A 16,551-nucleotide genomic window follows, 5' to 3' on the forward strand; every position below is an offset into this window, starting at 1 on the left:
GTTTACACGAGCCACCCCGGCCTGCCTATCCCTTCGCGTATCCTAGCCGGTACGCCCATCGTTGGGGATGGCATCCGTGTAGGAGCGGTTTTTCCAGACAACGCCGCGTCCCCGGTGGTGGTTGACAGCCGAGCCGACGGTAGCGGCGGTATAGAAAACCGCAATGAACGGCAGTGCGAGCGCCCAGAGCGGTGAGAGTTTGAAGCGCCTGAGCGTGGGCAGGAACGAGCAGGTTGAGGCCAGCCATGTGGCAGCGCCAATCCAGTGCGCCGGACCGTGGGCAAACAGGCCAAGCAGGGCAGGGGTAATCCACACCAGCAGCATGCCCAGCACGGTCAGGACCAGCAACAGGGGCGAAAAACGCAACTGCACATAAGCGGTGCGCGTGATCATGCGCCAGATATCGGCCGGGCCGGGATAGGGGCGGATGGAGCGCGCCAACTGCGAATGGCCCAGATAGAGCAGCCCCCCGGCCTGCTTGACGCATAGTGCGAGGGTGCAGTCATCAATCAGGGCACCTTTCAGCGCATCTATGCCGCCGATACGGCGCAGCATGTCGCGCTGGAGCAGGATGGTGCCGCCCGCGGCCCCGGCGGTGCGGCTTTTGGGGTCGTTTACTCTGGCAAAGGGGTAGAGCAGCGCGAAAAAGAAGACAAACGCTGGCACCAGTGCCCGTTCGGCCAGACTTTCGCACTGTAGTTCCACCATTTCCGACACCATGTGCAGGCGGTCGGTCTGGGCTTTTCTAACCAGTGTGGCGACATGCTGGGGCGCGTGGATGATGTCGGCATCGGTCAGCAGGATATAGCCATCACCTTGCGTTGCGCGGCGTTCGGCTTCCTGCACGCCTTGTGAGACAGCCCAGAGCTTGCCGCTCCAGCCGGGCTGCGGGGCAACCCCGTCTAGCACGTGCAGGCGGTTGGCCGGGTCGGGCAGGGCGCGGGCCAGCGGGCCGGTGTTATCCGCGCTGCGGTCATTGACCAGAATGATGGAGAGCGGGCCGGGATAGTCCTGCGCCATTAACGAGGACAGGGCGACCTCAATGGATTCGGCTTCGTCACGGGCAGGCACGACAATCGTGACGGCAGGCGCGCTACCGTCCGCCGTGGGAATGATCTGATCTGGTGTCGCAGGGGCCAGAATGGGGCCTTTCTGCCAGAAGCGTCCGTGGAAAAAGAGGAGTCCTACCCAGATGGCGGCGCACAGAACGGCGAGAGCCAATAGCATGAGTCCGTGCCCTCTTTCTTACTTCAGCATGCCGTTGGACTGGAACCACGCGATGGCGTCCGCCACCGCCTCACGCGCGGGGCGGGGGGCATAGCCCAGCTCGTGTATGGCCTTGTCGGATGAAAAGAACATTTTCTTGCGCGACATGGCCAGCATTTCACGGGTAACGCGCGGCGTAATACCAAACGCGCGCGAAAGCCATTCCGAAACAACGGCCACAGGCCAGATAACCTCCTGTGGCAGGCTTATTTTCGGCGGCGGCACATGGGCTATGTCCGAAACCATGGCAAACAGGTCGCGCAGGAGGAAATTCTGCCCGCCCAGAATGTATTTCTCGCCAATAACACCGCGTTCGAGTGCCAGCGCATGGCCTTCGGCCACGTCATCCACATGCACGATGTTCACGCCTGTATCGACATAGGCGGGCATGCGCCCTGCGGCACAGTCCAGAATCATCTGCCCCGTGGGGGTGGGCTTGATGTCGCGCGGGCCAACAGGGGTGGAAGGATTGACGATAACGGCAGGCAGGCCGCTTTCGCGGACGAGGCGCAGCACTTCCTGCTCCGCACGGTATTTTGAACGCTTGTAGATGCCGATAACCGCATGCTCGCGCACTGGCGTGGTTTCATCCGCCACGCTGCCATCCCCGATCAGCCCCAGTGCGGCTACGGAGGAGCAGTAGACGATACGCTCAACCCCCGCGGCCTGTGCTGCCAGCATGAGCAGGCGCGTGCCTTCCACATTGGCTTTCATCATGGGGGCGGGATCAGGCACCCACAGCCGGTAATCCGCCGCAACATGAAAGATATAGCGGCAGCCTTCTACCGCGCGGGCGAAGGTTTCGGGGCTGGAGAGATCGCCCTCCACCAGTTCAGCCGGGATATCGGCAATATTGCGCCGGTCGCTGCCCGCGCGCACCATCAGCCGCAGGTTATGCCCGCGCGCCAGTAATGTGCGCGCCACGGCGGACCCGACAAAACCTGTGGCGCCGGTGACAAGTGTGGGGGCGGTGGCGGTCATGCGTGGGGCCTCTGTGCAAAAGGGTGCCTGAAACGGGATGGGCAGCCTGATTTAAACGTACGGTTTGTTTCTTTATCCTGACGCATGAGGTGGCGCCAGACCCCGTGGTGGTGTAAGGGGGCGGATCATTCATAGACATGCCCGCAAGGGGTTTCTGTCAGGCTTTCAGGGCGGGCAGGCCCATCTGGCGTGATGGGCGGACAGAGCTGGTACCTTGAAGAAGCTTACTGTTTTTCTCACTTTCCTCGGGCTGGTCGTCATTACAGCCGCTATGGCATGGAGCGGGTTCGATTCCGTCCTGCATGCGGTTCTGCGCATTGGCATGGGTGGTTTTGTCGCTGTTGTCTGCTGCCAGTTGGTTGTCAATGGGGTGCTGGGTCTTGCCTGGCACGCGGCTTTTCCCGAGATCGGCTATGTTAAGCTTCTAGGTGCTCGCATGGTCAGGGATGCAGCAGCGACATGCCTGCCTTTTTCACAGATCGGGGGCATGGTGGTGGGTATCCGCGCCACCTGCTCGGGCCATGGCCTGCACCCCACGCGCGGCAGGCAGATTGAACTGCCCGAAGCCACCTGCGCCAATCTTGTGGATATCACTACCGAAGTCATGGGGCAGGTGGGTTTTGTGCTGCTGGCTGTGGCGTGTCTGGTTGCGCATCAGCGCTCCAGCCCGTTTGTCCTGCCGGTTGTGATCGGGGCGGTGTTTCTGATTGTCGGGATTGTCGGCTTTATCTGGACCCAGCGGCATGGCGGCAATATTTTCCGCCGTTTCGGAGGGGTGATTACCCGCAATATCGCCAGTCAGTGGCATGATAACCTGCAGGCCGGGGCCGACCATTTGCAGGAACGCCTTGAAGCGGCGTGGAACCGCCCGTGGCATATCGCCCGCTCGGCACTCTATCATCTGGTAGGCTGGCTGGGCAGCGCTGGTATTCTGTGGCTGACAGCTCGTTTTCTGGGAGCGAACCTGACCTTTGCGGATGCTGTGGCGGTGGAAGGTGTAACCTGCGCCATCATGTCCATGGGGTTTCTGGTGCCGGGTAGCCTTGGCGTGCAGGAAGGGGCCTATATGGCGCTGGGCCATGCTTTTGGCATAGAACCTTCTGTGGCGCTGGGTCTGTCTCTGCTACGGCGAGGGCGTGAACTCATTATCGGTATTCCTGTTCTGCTGGCATGGCAGGTCATGGAAATGCGCAGCCTGCGGTCGGGCGAACGCGCGGCGGAAACCGCATCTTCCACCATGGAGGATAAGGGTATTGGCTGAAGTGCAGGCACCTATTTTCGATACGCTGCTTGTTGTCGGCCCGGGGCTTATCGGGTCTTCCGTGCTGCGGCGTGCGCGTGTGCGTGGCAATATTGCCCGCAGGCTGATCGCTGCGGATAGTAGCCCCGCAGTCTGCGCCCGTGTGCGCGAGCTCGATCTGGCGGATGAAGCCACGACCGATCTGGCCGCCGCTGCCGCTCAGGCCGATTGCGTGATGCTATGTGTGCCCGTGGGGGCCATGGGCGAGGTCGCCGCTCAGGTCGTGCCTACCATGAAGAGTGGTGCCGTGCTGACGGATGTGGGCTCCACCAAGGTTTCGGTTATTGAGGCCATCGCGCCCATTCTGCGCGCCGATGTGCCTTATGTGCCGACGCACCCCATGGCGGGAACGGAGTTCTCCGGCCCGGATGCAGGGCTGGAGCATCTGTTCGAGGATCGCTGGTGCCTGCTGACCCCGCTTGAAAGCACGACTGAGGCAGCCCTTGAGAGCATTCGCACCCTGTGGGAGCGGTGTGGGGCGCGCCTGCGCGAAATGACACCGCCGCATCATGACCGGGTATGCGCCATTGTCAGCCATCTGCCGCATCTGCTCGCCTTTACCATATGTGGCACGGCGGACGATCTGGCGGCTGAAACCCGCTCCGAGGTGCTCGACCTTGCGGCCTCCGGGTTCAGGGACTTTACGCGTATCGCCGCGTCAGACCCTATCATGTGGCGTGACATCTTCCTGTATAACCGTGAGGCCCTGCTGGAAATGCTGGGGCGCTTCATGGAGGACGCACAGGCCATGGCCCGTGCGATTCGCTGGGGAGATGAGGCGTATATTGTGGACAAAATCGAGCGCGGTCGCGCTATCCGCAAAAGCCTGATCGAGAACCGGCAGGCCTGACAGGGCAGGCCTGCCGCCCGTTCAGGTCGGCTGGCCGAAGGCTTTCACCCGGAGCTGTTCCTGACGCTTGTGGGCCTTGTCCAGCATGGGGTTCAGGCTCATGGCCTTTTCCCATGCCTGTAGGGCGGCCCGGCCGTCGTTGCGGCGTTCTTCTATGGTCGAGAGCAGAATCCACGCGGCGGCGTCTGACGGGTCGCGCCCCAGACCTTCGCCTAGATCGGCAATAGCCCCTTTCAGGTCACCGGCGGCAAGGCGCATCTGGGCGCGGCCGCGCCACAGAATCGGCTGGTCGGGCTGGAGTGCCAGTGCGTCCGAAAGGTCCTGCACGGCGTCATCGGGCTTTTCAGCCGCCAGATCTTTTTCGGAGCGGTGCAGCAGCAGGCGTGTGGCCGGGGCCAGCTTGGAAGCGCGCAGGGTTTCCAGACGGCTCTCAAGGCCATGGGCCTGTTCGGGTGTTTTGGCGTGGGCCAGCCGGTCTGCCAGCACCCCTATCATGGGGGAGGCCGGAGCAGGGGCCACAGGCTGTGTGGGAGCTGTCGCTGGCCGGGCGGCCTGTGGTGTGGATGTGGCGGGCGCAGCCGGGCGGTGGATCTGCATCATGGGCGGCAGGGTCGGTACTGGCGGGGGGCCAGCACTGCCATCAGGCTCGGACAGATCGGGAGCTTGCGCGTGAGCGGCAGGAGGCAGGCCCAGAACCATTATGGCACCAGTGCTGCCTAACAGGGCCAGATGCAGCAGGCATAAAAACAGAAACCCGTTTCTCCGCCGTGCGGAAAAACGGGTCTCACGCATGACAGGCAGGAACAAGCAGACCGTGTGGGTCTGTTCCGCCATATGCTTTAGCCCTGACGGGCCTTCATGCGGGGGTTCTTTTTGTTGATGACGTAAACCCGGCCACGACGACGAACCACACGGCAGTCCTTATCGCGCACCTTGGCTGACTTCAGGCTGTTTCTGATCTTCATGGCCCGTATTCTCCGCCGAAACTGGTGAGTGCATAATTCAAGTTGGGTTGGCAATTACTGGCACTAAGCCCCGGAGTCAAGATTTACGGCCTGTTTGATCGACAAATTCGCCATTTTTCCGGCTGAAAACCCCCGCATGAGGCCATGCTGCGGTGTCAAAGGAGCGCGCAGCCTTTTTAGGCGGTTTCCGGTGGGCGGAGTGTCGCCAGTGTTGCGGAGAGGGTCTGAAAATCCGCCGAGCGGGGAGAGCGGGGCCGCCATGCCAGCCCGAGTGTGCGCCATGCGGGGCCGCCAGTCAGGGGGCGTGAAAGAATCCGCCGCCCTTTCAATATACCAGCATCAATGGCCAGAGCGGGCATGATGGCGATTCCCAAACCCAGTTCCACCAGCTCGGCCATGCTGTGGAGCGACATGGCGGTAAAGGTGGCCTCACTTTCCCCTTCGGTGCCTGCCCGGTTGGGGCCTTGCCGGCAGATGGCCAGTGTTTGCTCGCGCAGGCAGTGCCCGTCTTCCATCATTACCATGCCGTGGCTCGACAGGCGGGAGACTGGCACGGTGTTCAGGCTGGCCAGTGGATGGCCCTCGGGCATGATAACGCGGAAAGGGTCCTGCCAGAGAGGGTGGGTTTCCGTGCCATCGCACAGGCAGGGCATGGCAAGGGCAAGAATATCGAGCTGACCGAGCGAGAGTTTTTCCAGCAGATGCTCGGTCGTGTCTTCCGTAATGGACAGAAGTAGCTGCGGAAAATGCTCGCGCAGGGTGGTGACGGTCTGCGGAATGAGAAACGGCCCGATGGTGGGGATGATACCGAGTCGCATTGGGCCTGTCAGGGGGGTGCGGGCTGCGGCGGCTAATTGAGGCACGGATTCGAGCGCCGCCAGCGCCTGCCGGGCCTTGAGCGCGATTTCGTGACCAAGCGGGGTAAATACCACTTTTTTGCCTACCGTGCGGTCAAGCAGGGTGGCGTCAAGCTGGCGTTCAAGCGCCATGATCCCGGCGGACAGGGTGGATTGTGTGACTGCGCAGGCCGCTGCCGCCCGGCCAAAATGGCGCAGTTCGGACAAGGCAATCAGATAACGGAGCTGCTGGGCGGAGGGCAGGGGCAGCATGGCGGTTTCCCGTATGGCGGAGGTCGGTTCATCAAACGTGGCGCGTTTGATCGATCCTATCAATCATTATTATATAAAATATTCATTGGATTAAATGAACGGGCCGGGCCATACAGATTAACGCAGCCGCTGGCGTTTCTGGCGCTGGTGGCAAAAAAGCTAGTCAAACAAGGAGCTAGAACAATGCTGACCGTTGGCGATAAATTTCCCAGCTTTAACCTGACCTCCGTTCCGGGTGGCCCGGAAGGCCTCAAGGGCGAGTTCGTTCAGATTACGGATCAGACCGACGCGGGCAAGTGGAAGATCGTGTTCTTCTGGCCCAAGGACTTCACGTTCGTTTGTCCCACGGAAATCGTGGCTTTCGGCAAGATGGCCAAAGACTTCGCTGACCGTGACGCCGTTGTGTACGGTGTGTCCATCGACAGCGAGTTCGTTCACCTGAACTGGCGCCTCCACCACGCGGATCTGAAGGATCTGCCGATTCCGATGCTGGCCGACATCAAGCGCGAGCTGACGGAAGGCACGGGCGTCATGGCCAAGGAAGCAGGCGTTGCTCTGCGCGCTACCTTCATTGTCGATCCGCAGGGCGTGATCCGTCATGTTTCCGTCAACGACCTGTCCGTTGGTCGTAACCCGCAGGAAGTCCTGCGCGTGCTCGACGGTCTGCAGAGCGATGAGCTGTGCCCGTGCAACTGGAAGCAGGGCGAAGACTTCATCAAAGTCTGAGCCTGAAAACCTGCCTTTCCGGTTTGGCCGGAAAGGTTTCCGCGGGGCCTTTGGCCCTGTCGGAGCCCCCGCACGTGGGGTGTGGGGTGCCTCGCTCTGCAGGGCGGCACCCCATCACAAGCAGTTATGGCGCTGCGCCATGGCGTGCCGCTGGCGGTCTCGGCATATTATTGCCGGACAGGCCCCTGATTTCTGATCTTTCCGTTCAGTTTTATTGCCACAACACCCCAACAGGTGAAGGAAAAGTCATGTCCATTGATGCACTCAAGGATCGTATTCCCGATTACGCCAAAGACCTGCGCCTCAATCTCGGCACGTTGGCCAATGATGTCAGCCTGAGCCCCCAGCAGCTTGCGGGCACGTTCGTGGCTTGCGCCATTGCCGCGCGCAATGATGAGGTGACACGCGCCGTTGTAGCCCAGTTCACGGATGTCCTGTCCGCACAGGCACTGGCGGCGGCCAAGTCCGCTGCAGCCATCATGGGCATGAACAACATCTACTACCGCTTTGTGCATATGGCGGGTGGTGAATACGGCAAGATGCCTGCGCAGCTCCGTATGAGCGTGATTGGCAACCCCGGTGTGGAAAAGGTGGATTTTGAGCTGTGGTGTCTGGCTGTGTCCGCCATCAATGGCTGTGACCTGTGCGTGACCAGTCATGAAAAAATCGTGCGTGAGGCGCTGGGCTCTGGGGCCGTGCAGACAGCCGCGCGGATTGCCGCAGTCGTGCATGCCGTTGCCGTAACGCTTGAGGCCGCTGTAGCTCTGGAAGATTGATTGAAGCGTGGTAGACAGGCACCAGAAGGTGTCTGTCGCGCCACTTCACATATTCTGATTTAAGGAATTTTGAAGTGGCGCGAGTGACGGGGCTCGAACCCGCGACCTCCGGCGTGACAGGCCGGCGCTCTAACCAACTGAGCTACACCCGCAGTCCAGACGCTCACCGTGGTGTGCGTCGGTATGTGCCGCTTTATACTGATGTTTTTTCGTTTGGCAACCGGGGTTAAGCAAAAAAATGCACCAGATGGGTCATTTTTTATTCCGGCTCGGATTTGGCTTGCGGGCAACAAACAGAAACGGCGCATCCGCTCCCTGAATGCGGGAGCCGATGCGCCGTTCCATGGCCTGTGGCCAGCGGGTGGGCGGCTTACTTGCCGCGCGCCGCTTCCAGTGCCTGAACGATGAAGTCACCAGCTTCGGCCTTGTCGCCCCAGCCCGTTACCTTGACCCACTTGCCCTTTTCCAGATCCTTGTAGCGGGTGAAAAAGTGCTCAATGGCCTTGACCGTGATTTCGGGCAGGTCGTCGATGGACTGCACGGTGGTGAACTGTGGGTGCACCTTGTCGTGCGGCACGCAGATGATTTTTTCGTCCTGACCGGACTCGTCTTCCATCTTCAGCACGCCAATGGGGCGGGCGCGGATTACGCTGCCGGGCACGACGGCGGCGGGGGTGAGCACGAGTGCATCCGTCGGGTCGCCATCGGCGGCCAGCGTGTTGGGAATAAAGCCATAAGCCGTGGGGTAGGCCATGGGGGTGAACAGGAAACGATCCACCACAAGGGCGCCGCTTTCCTTGTCGATTTCATATTTGACCGAAGAACCCTGCGGAATTTCGATCACGACATTGATGTCGAACGGCACATCCTTGCCGGCGGAAAGTTTCGAGACATCCATGGAACACGGCTCCAGCACATGAAAATTGGGATGGTGCAGACCCTATCCGCCCGCCCGCAGCTTGCCAAGAGCCCTTTGGTGCACGGGCGTGGCAGCCACCCCGCGGTATGGCTTTACGTGGATTTTCCTGAGGAAGACCCTTGCCAAATTTCTCTGGTTGCGTAATCAGGAAGCCGCCTGCGCGCCCGTAGCTCAATTGGTTAGAGCGGGCCGCTCATAACGGCTTGGTTGCGGGTTCAAGTCCTGCCGGGCGCAGGCATTCATCGCGAGTTGGCTGGCGTGTCTGCTGGCAGCGCTTTCAGCTTCAGCCACATACGGGGGGTCATCATCATGGCATCTTATCAATACGTCTATGTGATGAAGGATCTCACAAAATCCTATCCCGGTGGCCGTGAGGTGTTCAAGGGCATTACCCTGTCCTTCGTGCCCGGCGCCAAGATCGGTATTCTGGGTGTCAACGGGGCCGGTAAATCGACCCTGCTCAAGATCATGGCCGGTCTGGACAAGGAGTTCGGCGGCGAGGCCTGGGCGGCTGAAGGGGCGCGTGTCGGCTATCTGGAGCAGGAGCCCCAGCTCGACCCGAACCTGACCGTGGGCGAGAACGTGGCCCTTGGCTTTGGTGAGCTGAAAAAGGCGGTAGACCGTTTCAACGAGATTTCGCTGCGCTTCGCCGAGCCGATGGACGATGACGAAATGAACGCCCTGCTGGCCGAACAGGCCGAATTGCAGGAGAAAATTGACGCGGGCGACGGCTGGGAGCTGGATCGCAAGCTCGAAATCGCCCTCGATGCGCTGCGTTGCCCCCCGGCTGACAGTGCTGTGGACAAGCTTTCGGGTGGTGAGCGCCGCCGGGTGGCCCTGTGCCGCCTGCTGCTGGAAAAGCCTGACCTGCTGCTGCTTGACGAACCGACCAACCATCTCGATGCGGAAAGTGTTGCCTGGCTCGAAAAGACCCTGCGCAACTACGCGGGCACAGTCATGGTCATTACCCATGACCGCTACTTCCTCGACAACGTGACCAACTGGATTCTCGAAATCGAGCGCGGTCGCGGTATTCCGTTCGAAGGCAATTACTCCTCCTGGCTGGAACAGAAGCGCAAGCGTCTGGCGCAGGAAGAAAAGGAAGAGAGTGCTCGCCAGCGTGCTCTCGCGGCTGAAGAGGAATGGATTCACTCCAGCCCCAAGGCGCGTCAGAGCAAGAGCAAGGCCCGTATTGCCCAGTATGAGGAAATGCTGGCCGCGAGTGCGGAGAAGGTTAGCGGTGTGGCGGATATCGTCATTTCCCCCGGCCCCCGCCTTGGTGGCACGGTGATCGAGGCTGAAGCGCTCAGCAAAGGGTTCGCTGACCGTCTGCTGATCGATAACCTGAACTTCAAGCTGCCGCCGGGCGGCATTGTGGGTGTGATCGGGCCGAACGGCGCAGGTAAATCCACCCTGTTCAAAATGATTATCGGGCAGGAAGAGCCCGATGCGGGCTCGCTCAAGGTTGGTGAGACCGTAAAGCTCGGTTACGTGGATCAGTCGCGTGACAGCCTCGACCCGGACAAGAGCGTGTGGGAAGAAATCTCGGGCGGCACGGATGTCATCTATCTGGGCAAGCGGGCTGTGCCTTCCCGTGCCTATGTGGGGGCGTTCAACTTCAAGGGTTCTGATCAGCAGAAAAAAGTCGGCATCCTGTCGGGCGGTGAGCGTAACCGCGTGCATCTGGCCAAGATGCTCCGCAAGGAAAGCAACGTTATCCTGCTTGACGAACCGACCAACGATCTGGACGTGGATACCCTGCGCGCACTGGAAGACGCTCTGGCGGAATTCCCCGGCTGCGCGGTCGTTATCTCGCATGACCGCTGGTTCCTTGATCGTCTGGCAACGCATATTCTCGCGTTTGAAGGTGATTCCCACGTCGAGTGGTTTGAGGGTAACTTCCAGGCCTATGAGGAAGACAAACGCCGTCGCCTTGGCCCCGATGCCACCGAGCCCAGCCGGATTCGCTACAAGCCTCTCGCTCGCTAACAGGGCGGGGCGGCTGCCTGCGGCCGCTTTTTTACCCTGCGGGGTCAGGTGATGGATTTACGTTCCGTCCGCACACCCCGGCTGTGGCTCTATCCTGTCACATGGCAGGATATGGACCACATGGCGGCGCTGAAGGCCGATGGTGCCGCTTTTGGGCAGATGCTGGGGGGCGTGCGTACCCGCCAGCAGGCCGAGCAGGATATGGCCGAGGATATCGCGTTCTGGGCGCGCTATCGGGTCGGTATTTTCACAATTCGGGAAAATGGCCGTTTTGTCGGCATGACCGGCCTGCATCTCAGGCCGGATGGGCGTGGCTTTGGCCTGCGCTTTGCCCTGCATCCATGGGCCAGAGGGCGCGGTATTGCGCGTGAGGCCGCCAATGCGGCCCTGAACTTCGCACATGATGCGGGTATACACCGTGTGGTGGCCGTTGCGGCCGAAAGCAACGTGGCATCGCGCACCATACTGGGCAGTATCGGTATGCACGTGGTCGAAACCTTTGCCAGAAACGGCCAGACCATGGTGCTGTACGAAAGCCAGCGCGCCTAGACGGCGCGCTGGTGATGATTACTGCTGGGCGCTGGCGGCGTTGTGGTGGTCGATCTGCTTTTGTAGCGCGCGGAGCAGGGTATCCACATCGCCCCCATTGCGCGCAATGAAGGAGGAGTAATCGTTGCGTTGGGTCAGGCGCAGGCTGGCGCCTTCACCAATGACATCCACCACTTTAGGTGAACCGCTGCTGCTGTTCACCAGCCACTGCATGGCGGCCGGGGGCTGCTGCGGACGTACCAGCGTGGCCTCGACGGAGTCGTCATCACCCGATTTGGTCACGTTACCAATGGTGAAGCTGACACCCCGATAATCGCCCAGCTTGTCGGCAATGGCGTTGGCCAGAATCTGGTGGAACAGCACCAGATAATGCTGCTGCTGCTCAGGAGTTGCCACTTTCCAGAAGCGTCCGAGGCAGTAGCGGCCAATCCCGTCGATATCGACGTTCTTGCTCACCAGCGGCATGATTTTTTCTTTTTTGTCCGCCAGCGACAGGGGGCTGTTTACAATGGCCACAAGCTGATCGCCAAAGGACTGGATGAAGGCGCGCGAATCCTGTGCTGCCCATGCAGCGGATACGGGCGCAAGCCCGGTGGACGCGACGGCCAGAAAACCCAGAACACCACGGCGGCTGACAGAAAAAGTCATGCTAAGCACCCTTGCTGTTGTTGTTATTGATACCAGGCAGGCACGGTGGCGCGGTGGTCGTTGCGGATAGCTTCCGCCTGTGCCTTGCGCTGCTGCTGGTAGGCGCTGCGGATGGTGGCGTAGGGGTCGAGCGCATCGCGCTGCAGGGCGTCCAGATCATCAAGATGTTCGGAACGGCCATGTATCACGCCCAGCATGTTATAGGCCCAGTTGAAGCTGATCAGCCCATAGCCGCGCGGCACGTAGTTCCAGGGGGAAAGCCCCTGATCGATTCCGTAGCCGATGCCGTCGCGCAGGGAGGACGGGCCCATGGGCAGGAACAGATACGGCCCCGAGGCAATGCCCCAGTTGGCCAGTGTTAGGCCTGCATCATTGGCATGGTGGGGGTAGCCCGCCATTTTGGCGACGTCGATAAAGCCACCAAGCCCTGCAGTCATGTTGATGCACCAGCGCACGAACGAGTCGCCCGCGCGGCGTGGTTTGCCCGCGCCCACGTCGTTAAAGAACACCGAAGGCTCGTTCATGGTGGTGATCATGTTGCCTAGCGAGTTCCGCACGGGCCGGGGCACGGCCCACACATAAGCCTTGGCGACCGGACGCAGCGCATATTTATCGAACGTCATGGTCATGTTGTAGGTCTTGCGGTTCAGGGGCTCGTACGGGTCGTTGGCCGCCTTGTATTCCGCCAGTTCATCGGGGTCCTTGGGGACGGGCGCCTTGATGGCGCTGCACGCGGTGGTGCTGGCCAGCAGCATGGCCAAACCCAGCCGCCCAGCCGTCGGGCGCCAGCCGCGCCGCGTGCCTTGCCGGGTCTCGTGGTTCTGCCGCGCCTGTGCGCAAGGGCGGAGCCATGCGCCGTTCCGTCCTGAAGTCATTCTAGCCCCTACCTTATGTTGCATGCGCCCAAGCCCGCCCATGTAAAGTGAGCCAGACCTCTCTAGCATGAGAAACGCCATCTGCAATGGCAGGGCTTCCCTGCATGCACGACAGCCGTCAAAAACAGTCTTGCCCGCCTTAAAGGCCCCTGTCGCGTTTGATAACGTCCCAGGCGGCATTTATTTTCGAAATCCTGATAGATGCGGCGCGGGTTTCTTCCTCGGTGGCGCCGCGTGCAGCCATGATGTCCGGGTGGTACTGGCGCACCAGCGTTTTCCAGTGTGCGCGCAGTTCCTCATTGGAAAGTGAGGCGCTTACACCCATCACCACATAGGCGTCTTCCTCCGCCATGGCGGGGCGGGCGCGGCCGGTGGCGGCGCGCTCCCATGCGCCGTGGCTTAGCCCGAACAGCGTATGCACCCGGCGCAGGAAGCGGTCTTCCTCGCGCGTTAGCGGGTCTTCGGGGGCGAGGTCGGCACGGGCTATGGCAAACAGAATGGCCAGCAGTTCTTCAAGCGGCTGCTTGTCCTGCTGATAGGCATTGCCCAGTTCGCGGGCGAAAGACTCGTAATCATCCGTACGCTGGCGGGCCATGTCGAACAGGCGGCCAATTTCGCGCATGTTTTCCGCGGGCACCATCATGCGTGCCTTGAAGGCATTGATTTCGTGGCGGTTGACCGGAGCATCGCACTTGGCCAGCTTCGCACTCAGGATAACGCAGCTCAGCCCGTAAAGCTGCTCTTTCTTGCCCAGAGTGGCGGCCAGCTTTGCCGCAATGAATGTGGCGGCTCCCCCGGCATCGGGGCGGGCCCGTGCGGCCCAGCGCTCACTCCATCCCCCGGTGGGGGGCTGAAGAAGGGTGCGGGTATCCGCCGCGTGTCCCAGAGCGGTTCCAACAGCCGCTCCCAGAGGGCCGCCCACGGCAAAGCCGGTAACACCCCCGAAAATTTTGCCCCATATCGCCATAGGGTTCAGTCTATCATGCTGCGTGGCACTCTTCCACAGGTGGCTGTGTGGTATCCGGGCGTTGCTGCCATGCCCGGTGTTTCAGTGCGGGGTGTGGCTCCACATTCTGCGAGGTCAGGTGGGCTGTTCGGGGGGGTAGGGTAGGCGGGCCTGAAGCCACTCAAGGGCAAATACCCGCAGGGCCGAGGCCAAAGACTGGCCCGGCAGGCGGGCTGCATCTATGCGCGTGACAAGCAGCGCCAGTCCCTGACCGTCCTGCGTGGCAGCCTGATCCAGCACAGCCCAGAAAGCGGGTTCCAGTGCTACGCTGGTATCGTGACCAGCCAGGATCAGGCTGCGTTTTTTCAGATGCAGGCTCATGGTGTGGAGCTTTCCACAGAGTGAGATTGCGCCAGAGCCCATTGCGCGGCTTCCGCCACAACGGCGTTGGGGTCGTTCAGCAGGGCGGTTGCATAAGGGCGGAGTTCCGGCAGGCCACTATTGCCAATAGCGATCAGCACATTGCGGATAAATCGGTCCCGCCCGATGCGCTTGATGGGAGAGCCAGAAAACAGCGTGCGAAAGGCGGGATCATCAAGCTGGCTCAGCCGCGCCAGTTCGGGGGCCATGAGGTCGGCTCTTGGCTGGAGTTTAGGGTGGCGCGAGACCTGCGCAAAGCGGTTCCACGGGCAGACAGCCAGACAGTCATCGCAGCCATAGATCCGTGTGCCGATACCCCGGCGCAGTTCCATGGGAATCGGCCCGGCGTGTTCAATGGTCAGGTAGGAGATGCAGCGCCGGGCATCGAGCTGATAGGGGGCGGGAAAGGCATCGGTCGGGCAGGCACTCAGGCAGCGTGTGCAGGTGCCGCACCCACCCGCAGGTATGGGCGAGGGGGCAAGGGCCAGCGACGTGTAGACTTCGCCCAGAAACAGCCAGCTTCCATGCTGGCGTGAAACCAGATTGGTGTGTTTGCCCTGCCAGCCCAGCCCCGCCTGTGCGGCCAGTGGTTTTTCGGCCACGGGGGCTGTGTCCACGAATACCTTGACCTCGGCAGCAGGGAGTCCAAGCTTTGTGGCCTCGCCAATCATGAACTGGGCCAGATGCTTGAGCATGCCCTTGATCATGTCATGATAATCGCGGTGGCGGGCATAGACGGATATGGTGCCCCTGTCTGGCGGCAGGGGAATGCGCGGGTCTGTTTCCGGGGCGTAGGAGACACCAAGGCTGACTACACTGCGCGCTTCTGGCCATAGCGCGGTGGGCTGGGCGCGTTCGGCTGTGCGTTCAGCCAGCCAGCCCATGCTGCCATGGTGTCCGCTGGCCAGAAAATCTTCCAGCCGGGCGCGGATTTCGGGGCCGAGATGGGCCGGGCAGAAGCCAATGGCATCAAACCCCAATGCCAGCGCCTTATCGCGAATACGCTCTGTCAGCCGGGCCATGCGCCGTGTGTCGGCTTCTGGCGAGGCCGGGCTTTCAGGGGGCAAGGGGGATGGCGGGCTGGGGCATTTCATCTTCTGTCCAGTCGCTGGCCTGCCACCCGGCGCGGAGTGTATCCGCAAGGGTCTGGAGTGTGCCGGTTGTAATGGCCTCGCGCATCTGGCGCATGAGGCGCTGGTAATAGGCGATATTATGCCATGTCAGCAGCATGGGGCCCAGAATTTCATTCGCGCGGAACAGATGGTGCAGATAGGCTCGGCTGTGGCGGGTGCAGGCCAGACAGTCGCAATGTGGTGAAATGGGACGCGCATCCGTAGCATGGCGGGCATTGCGCAGGTTGAGCGTACCGCGCTCGGTATAAGCACGTGCGGTACGGCCCGCGCGCGTGGGCATGACGCAGTCGAACATATCCACCCCGCGCATGACACCGCCCAGCAGGTCATCCGGCGTGCCCACGCCCATAAGGTAACGCGGCTTGTCCTGCGGCATCAGCGGGGTTGTGGCTTCCAGTGTCGAGAACATGAGGGCCTGCCCTTCACCCACGGCCAGACCGCCGATGGCATAGCCCTCAAAACCCACATCCGTCAGGGCTTTCACGCTTTCGGCCCGGAGTTCAGGCTCCGTGCCACCCTGCACGATGCCGAACTGGCCATAGCCCTCGCGCTGGACGTAAGCCTCACGCGAGCGGGCGGCCCAGCGCATGGACAGGCGCATGGAGGCCGCAATGGCTTCCGGTGGGGCAGGCAGGGCCGGGCATTCGTCAAAGCACATGGTAATGGTGGCATCCAGCGCGTGCTGGATGTCGGTGGAGCTTTCGGGTGTAAGCCGGTGTTCCGAACCGTCGATATGGGAGCGGAAGGTCACCCCATCCTGATCCAGCTTGCGCAGCGCCCCTAGCGACATGACCTGAAACCCGCCGGAATCGGTCAGGATCGGGCCGGGCCAGTCCATGAAACGGTGCAGACCGCCCAGTGCGCGCACCCGCTCGGCACCGGGGCGCAGCATCAGGTGATAGGTATTGCCCAGCACAATGCCCGCACCCGTGGAGCGCACGGCGTCCATGGTCATGGCCTTGACCGTACCAACCGTGCCAACGGGCATGAAGGTGGGGGTGGATACAGGGCCGTGGGCGGTGTGCAGCGTGCCCGCGCGGGCGGCGCCGTCGGTGCTTTCACATGTCCAGTGGAAACGGGTCATGGCAGGGGATTCCGG

18 protein-coding genes and 2 tRNA genes are annotated in these 16,551 nt (G+C 61.5%); 7 read left to right on the forward strand and 13 right to left on the reverse strand.

Features of this window, described 5'->3' with window-relative positions; translation table 11 throughout:
- Positions 1 to 42 precede the first annotated feature (42 nt).
- Positions 43 to 1,227: a glycosyltransferase gene (locus ABF757_RS07850; protein ID WP_415481660.1), complete on the reverse strand. Its 1,185-nt coding sequence runs from the start codon at positions 1,225 to 1,227 to the stop codon at positions 43 to 45.
- A gap of 18 nt (positions 1,228 to 1,245) precedes the next feature.
- Complete coding sequence (gene hpnA / locus ABF757_RS07855; RefSeq protein WP_415481661.1) at positions 1,246 to 2,247, reverse strand: hopanoid-associated sugar epimerase; 1,002 nt, start codon at positions 2,245 to 2,247, stop codon at positions 1,246 to 1,248.
- A gap of 214 nt (positions 2,248 to 2,461) precedes the next feature.
- Here hpnA and ABF757_RS07860 point away from each other — a divergent pair, with 214 nt between their 5' ends.
- Positions 2,462 to 3,508, forward strand: coding sequence for a lysylphosphatidylglycerol synthase domain-containing protein (locus ABF757_RS07860; protein WP_415481662.1), 1,047 nt, complete (start codon positions 2,462 to 2,464; stop codon positions 3,506 to 3,508).
- Positions 3,501 to 4,397 (forward strand): prephenate dehydrogenase/arogenate dehydrogenase family protein, encoded by an 897-nt coding sequence (locus ABF757_RS07865; RefSeq protein ID WP_415481663.1) that lies wholly within the window; start codon positions 3,501 to 3,503, stop codon positions 4,395 to 4,397. The genes ABF757_RS07860 and ABF757_RS07865 overlap by 8 nt, the downstream gene beginning before the upstream one ends.
- 21 nt (positions 4,398 to 4,418) lie before the next feature.
- On the opposite strand, the gene ABF757_RS07870 is transcribed toward ABF757_RS07865, so the two are convergent.
- The 3 genes from ABF757_RS07870 to ABF757_RS07880 all read right to left on the reverse strand — a co-directional run bounded on the left by ABF757_RS07870 (position 4,419) and on the right by ABF757_RS07880 (position 6,471).
- Complete coding sequence (locus ABF757_RS07870; protein ID WP_415481664.1) at positions 4,419 to 5,231, reverse strand: tetratricopeptide repeat protein; 813 nt, start codon at positions 5,229 to 5,231, stop codon at positions 4,419 to 4,421.
- A gap of 5 nt (positions 5,232 to 5,236) precedes the next feature.
- A complete protein-coding gene (gene ykgO, locus ABF757_RS07875) occupies positions 5,237 to 5,362 on the reverse strand; it encodes a type B 50S ribosomal protein L36 (RefSeq protein WP_003625637.1) in 126 nt (41 codons plus the stop codon).
- 176 nt (positions 5,363 to 5,538) lie between these two features.
- The gene (locus ABF757_RS07880; protein WP_415481679.1) at positions 5,539 to 6,471 is read right to left on the reverse strand and encodes a hydrogen peroxide-inducible genes activator; all 933 of its coding nucleotides are present in this window, start codon (positions 6,469 to 6,471) and stop codon (positions 5,539 to 5,541) included.
- Between the two features lie 183 nt (positions 6,472 to 6,654).
- Here ABF757_RS07880 and ABF757_RS07885 point away from each other — a divergent pair, with 183 nt between their 5' ends.
- The gene (locus ABF757_RS07885) at positions 6,655 to 7,197 is read left to right on the forward strand and encodes a peroxiredoxin (protein WP_025860574.1); all 543 of its coding nucleotides are present in this window, start codon (positions 6,655 to 6,657) and stop codon (positions 7,195 to 7,197) included.
- 248 nt (positions 7,198 to 7,445) lie between these two features.
- The gene (locus ABF757_RS07890; protein WP_025860576.1) at positions 7,446 to 7,973 is read left to right on the forward strand and encodes a carboxymuconolactone decarboxylase family protein; all 528 of its coding nucleotides are present in this window, start codon (positions 7,446 to 7,448) and stop codon (positions 7,971 to 7,973) included.
- A 75-nt stretch (positions 7,974 to 8,048) separates the two neighbouring features.
- Here ABF757_RS07890 and ABF757_RS07895 read toward each other — a convergent pair.
- Positions 8,049 to 8,125 (reverse strand) — tRNA-Asp (locus ABF757_RS07895).
- A gap of 218 nt (positions 8,126 to 8,343) precedes the next feature.
- A complete protein-coding gene (gene ppa / locus ABF757_RS07900) occupies positions 8,344 to 8,871 on the reverse strand; it encodes an inorganic diphosphatase (RefSeq protein ID WP_025860579.1) in 528 nt (175 codons plus the stop codon).
- A 181-nt stretch (positions 8,872 to 9,052) separates the two neighbouring features.
- On the opposite strand from ppa, the gene ABF757_RS07905 reads away from it, so the two are divergent.
- From ABF757_RS07905 to ABF757_RS07915, 3 genes are all read left to right on the forward strand, one after another.
- Positions 9,053 to 9,126 (forward strand) — tRNA-Ile (locus tag ABF757_RS07905).
- A 75-nt stretch (positions 9,127 to 9,201) separates the two neighbouring features.
- Positions 9,202 to 10,881, forward strand: a complete 1,680-nt coding sequence (gene ettA, locus ABF757_RS07910) for an energy-dependent translational throttle protein EttA (RefSeq protein WP_025860580.1) — start codon at positions 9,202 to 9,204, stop codon at positions 10,879 to 10,881.
- 51 nt (positions 10,882 to 10,932) lie between these two features.
- The gene (locus ABF757_RS07915; protein ID WP_415481665.1) at positions 10,933 to 11,430 is read left to right on the forward strand and encodes a GNAT family N-acetyltransferase; all 498 of its coding nucleotides are present in this window, start codon (positions 10,933 to 10,935) and stop codon (positions 11,428 to 11,430) included.
- 18 nt (positions 11,431 to 11,448) lie between these two features.
- Here the strand turns inward: ABF757_RS07915 and ABF757_RS07920 are convergent, their stop codons facing one another.
- The 6 genes from ABF757_RS07920 to tgt form a co-directional block, all read right to left on the reverse strand.
- Positions 11,449 to 12,078, reverse strand: coding sequence for an MlaC/ttg2D family ABC transporter substrate-binding protein (locus tag ABF757_RS07920; RefSeq protein ID WP_415481666.1), 630 nt, complete (start codon positions 12,076 to 12,078; stop codon positions 11,449 to 11,451).
- A gap of 23 nt (positions 12,079 to 12,101) precedes the next feature.
- Entirely contained in the window at positions 12,102 to 12,953 is an 852-nt protein-coding gene (locus ABF757_RS07925; protein WP_025860584.1) for an MlaA family lipoprotein, read from the reverse strand.
- Positions 12,954 to 13,092: 139 nt separating this feature from the next.
- Positions 13,093 to 13,920, reverse strand: a complete 828-nt coding sequence (locus ABF757_RS07930; RefSeq protein ID WP_415481668.1) for a TerB family tellurite resistance protein — start codon at positions 13,918 to 13,920, stop codon at positions 13,093 to 13,095.
- 114 nt (positions 13,921 to 14,034) lie between these two features.
- Complete coding sequence (locus tag ABF757_RS07935) at positions 14,035 to 14,280, reverse strand: ribbon-helix-helix domain-containing protein (protein ID WP_415481669.1); 246 nt, start codon at positions 14,278 to 14,280, stop codon at positions 14,035 to 14,037.
- Positions 14,277 to 15,341, reverse strand: a complete 1,065-nt coding sequence (gene queG / locus ABF757_RS07940) for a tRNA epoxyqueuosine(34) reductase QueG (protein WP_415481680.1) — start codon at positions 15,339 to 15,341, stop codon at positions 14,277 to 14,279. Before queG ends, ABF757_RS07935 begins: the two co-directional genes overlap by 4 nt.
- Positions 15,342 to 15,375: 34 nt before the next feature.
- Positions 15,376 to 16,536 carry a tRNA guanosine(34) transglycosylase Tgt gene (tgt, locus tag ABF757_RS07945; protein ID WP_415481670.1) on the reverse strand — a complete coding sequence of 387 codons (1,161 nt, stop codon included), beginning with the start codon at positions 16,534 to 16,536 and terminating at the stop codon, positions 15,376 to 15,378.
- Positions 16,537 to 16,551: the final 15 nt, after the last annotated feature.

It is taken from the genome of Acetobacter papayae (genome assembly GCF_047721125.1).
GTDB lineage: Bacteria > Pseudomonadota > Alphaproteobacteria > Acetobacterales > Acetobacteraceae > Acetobacter > Acetobacter papayae.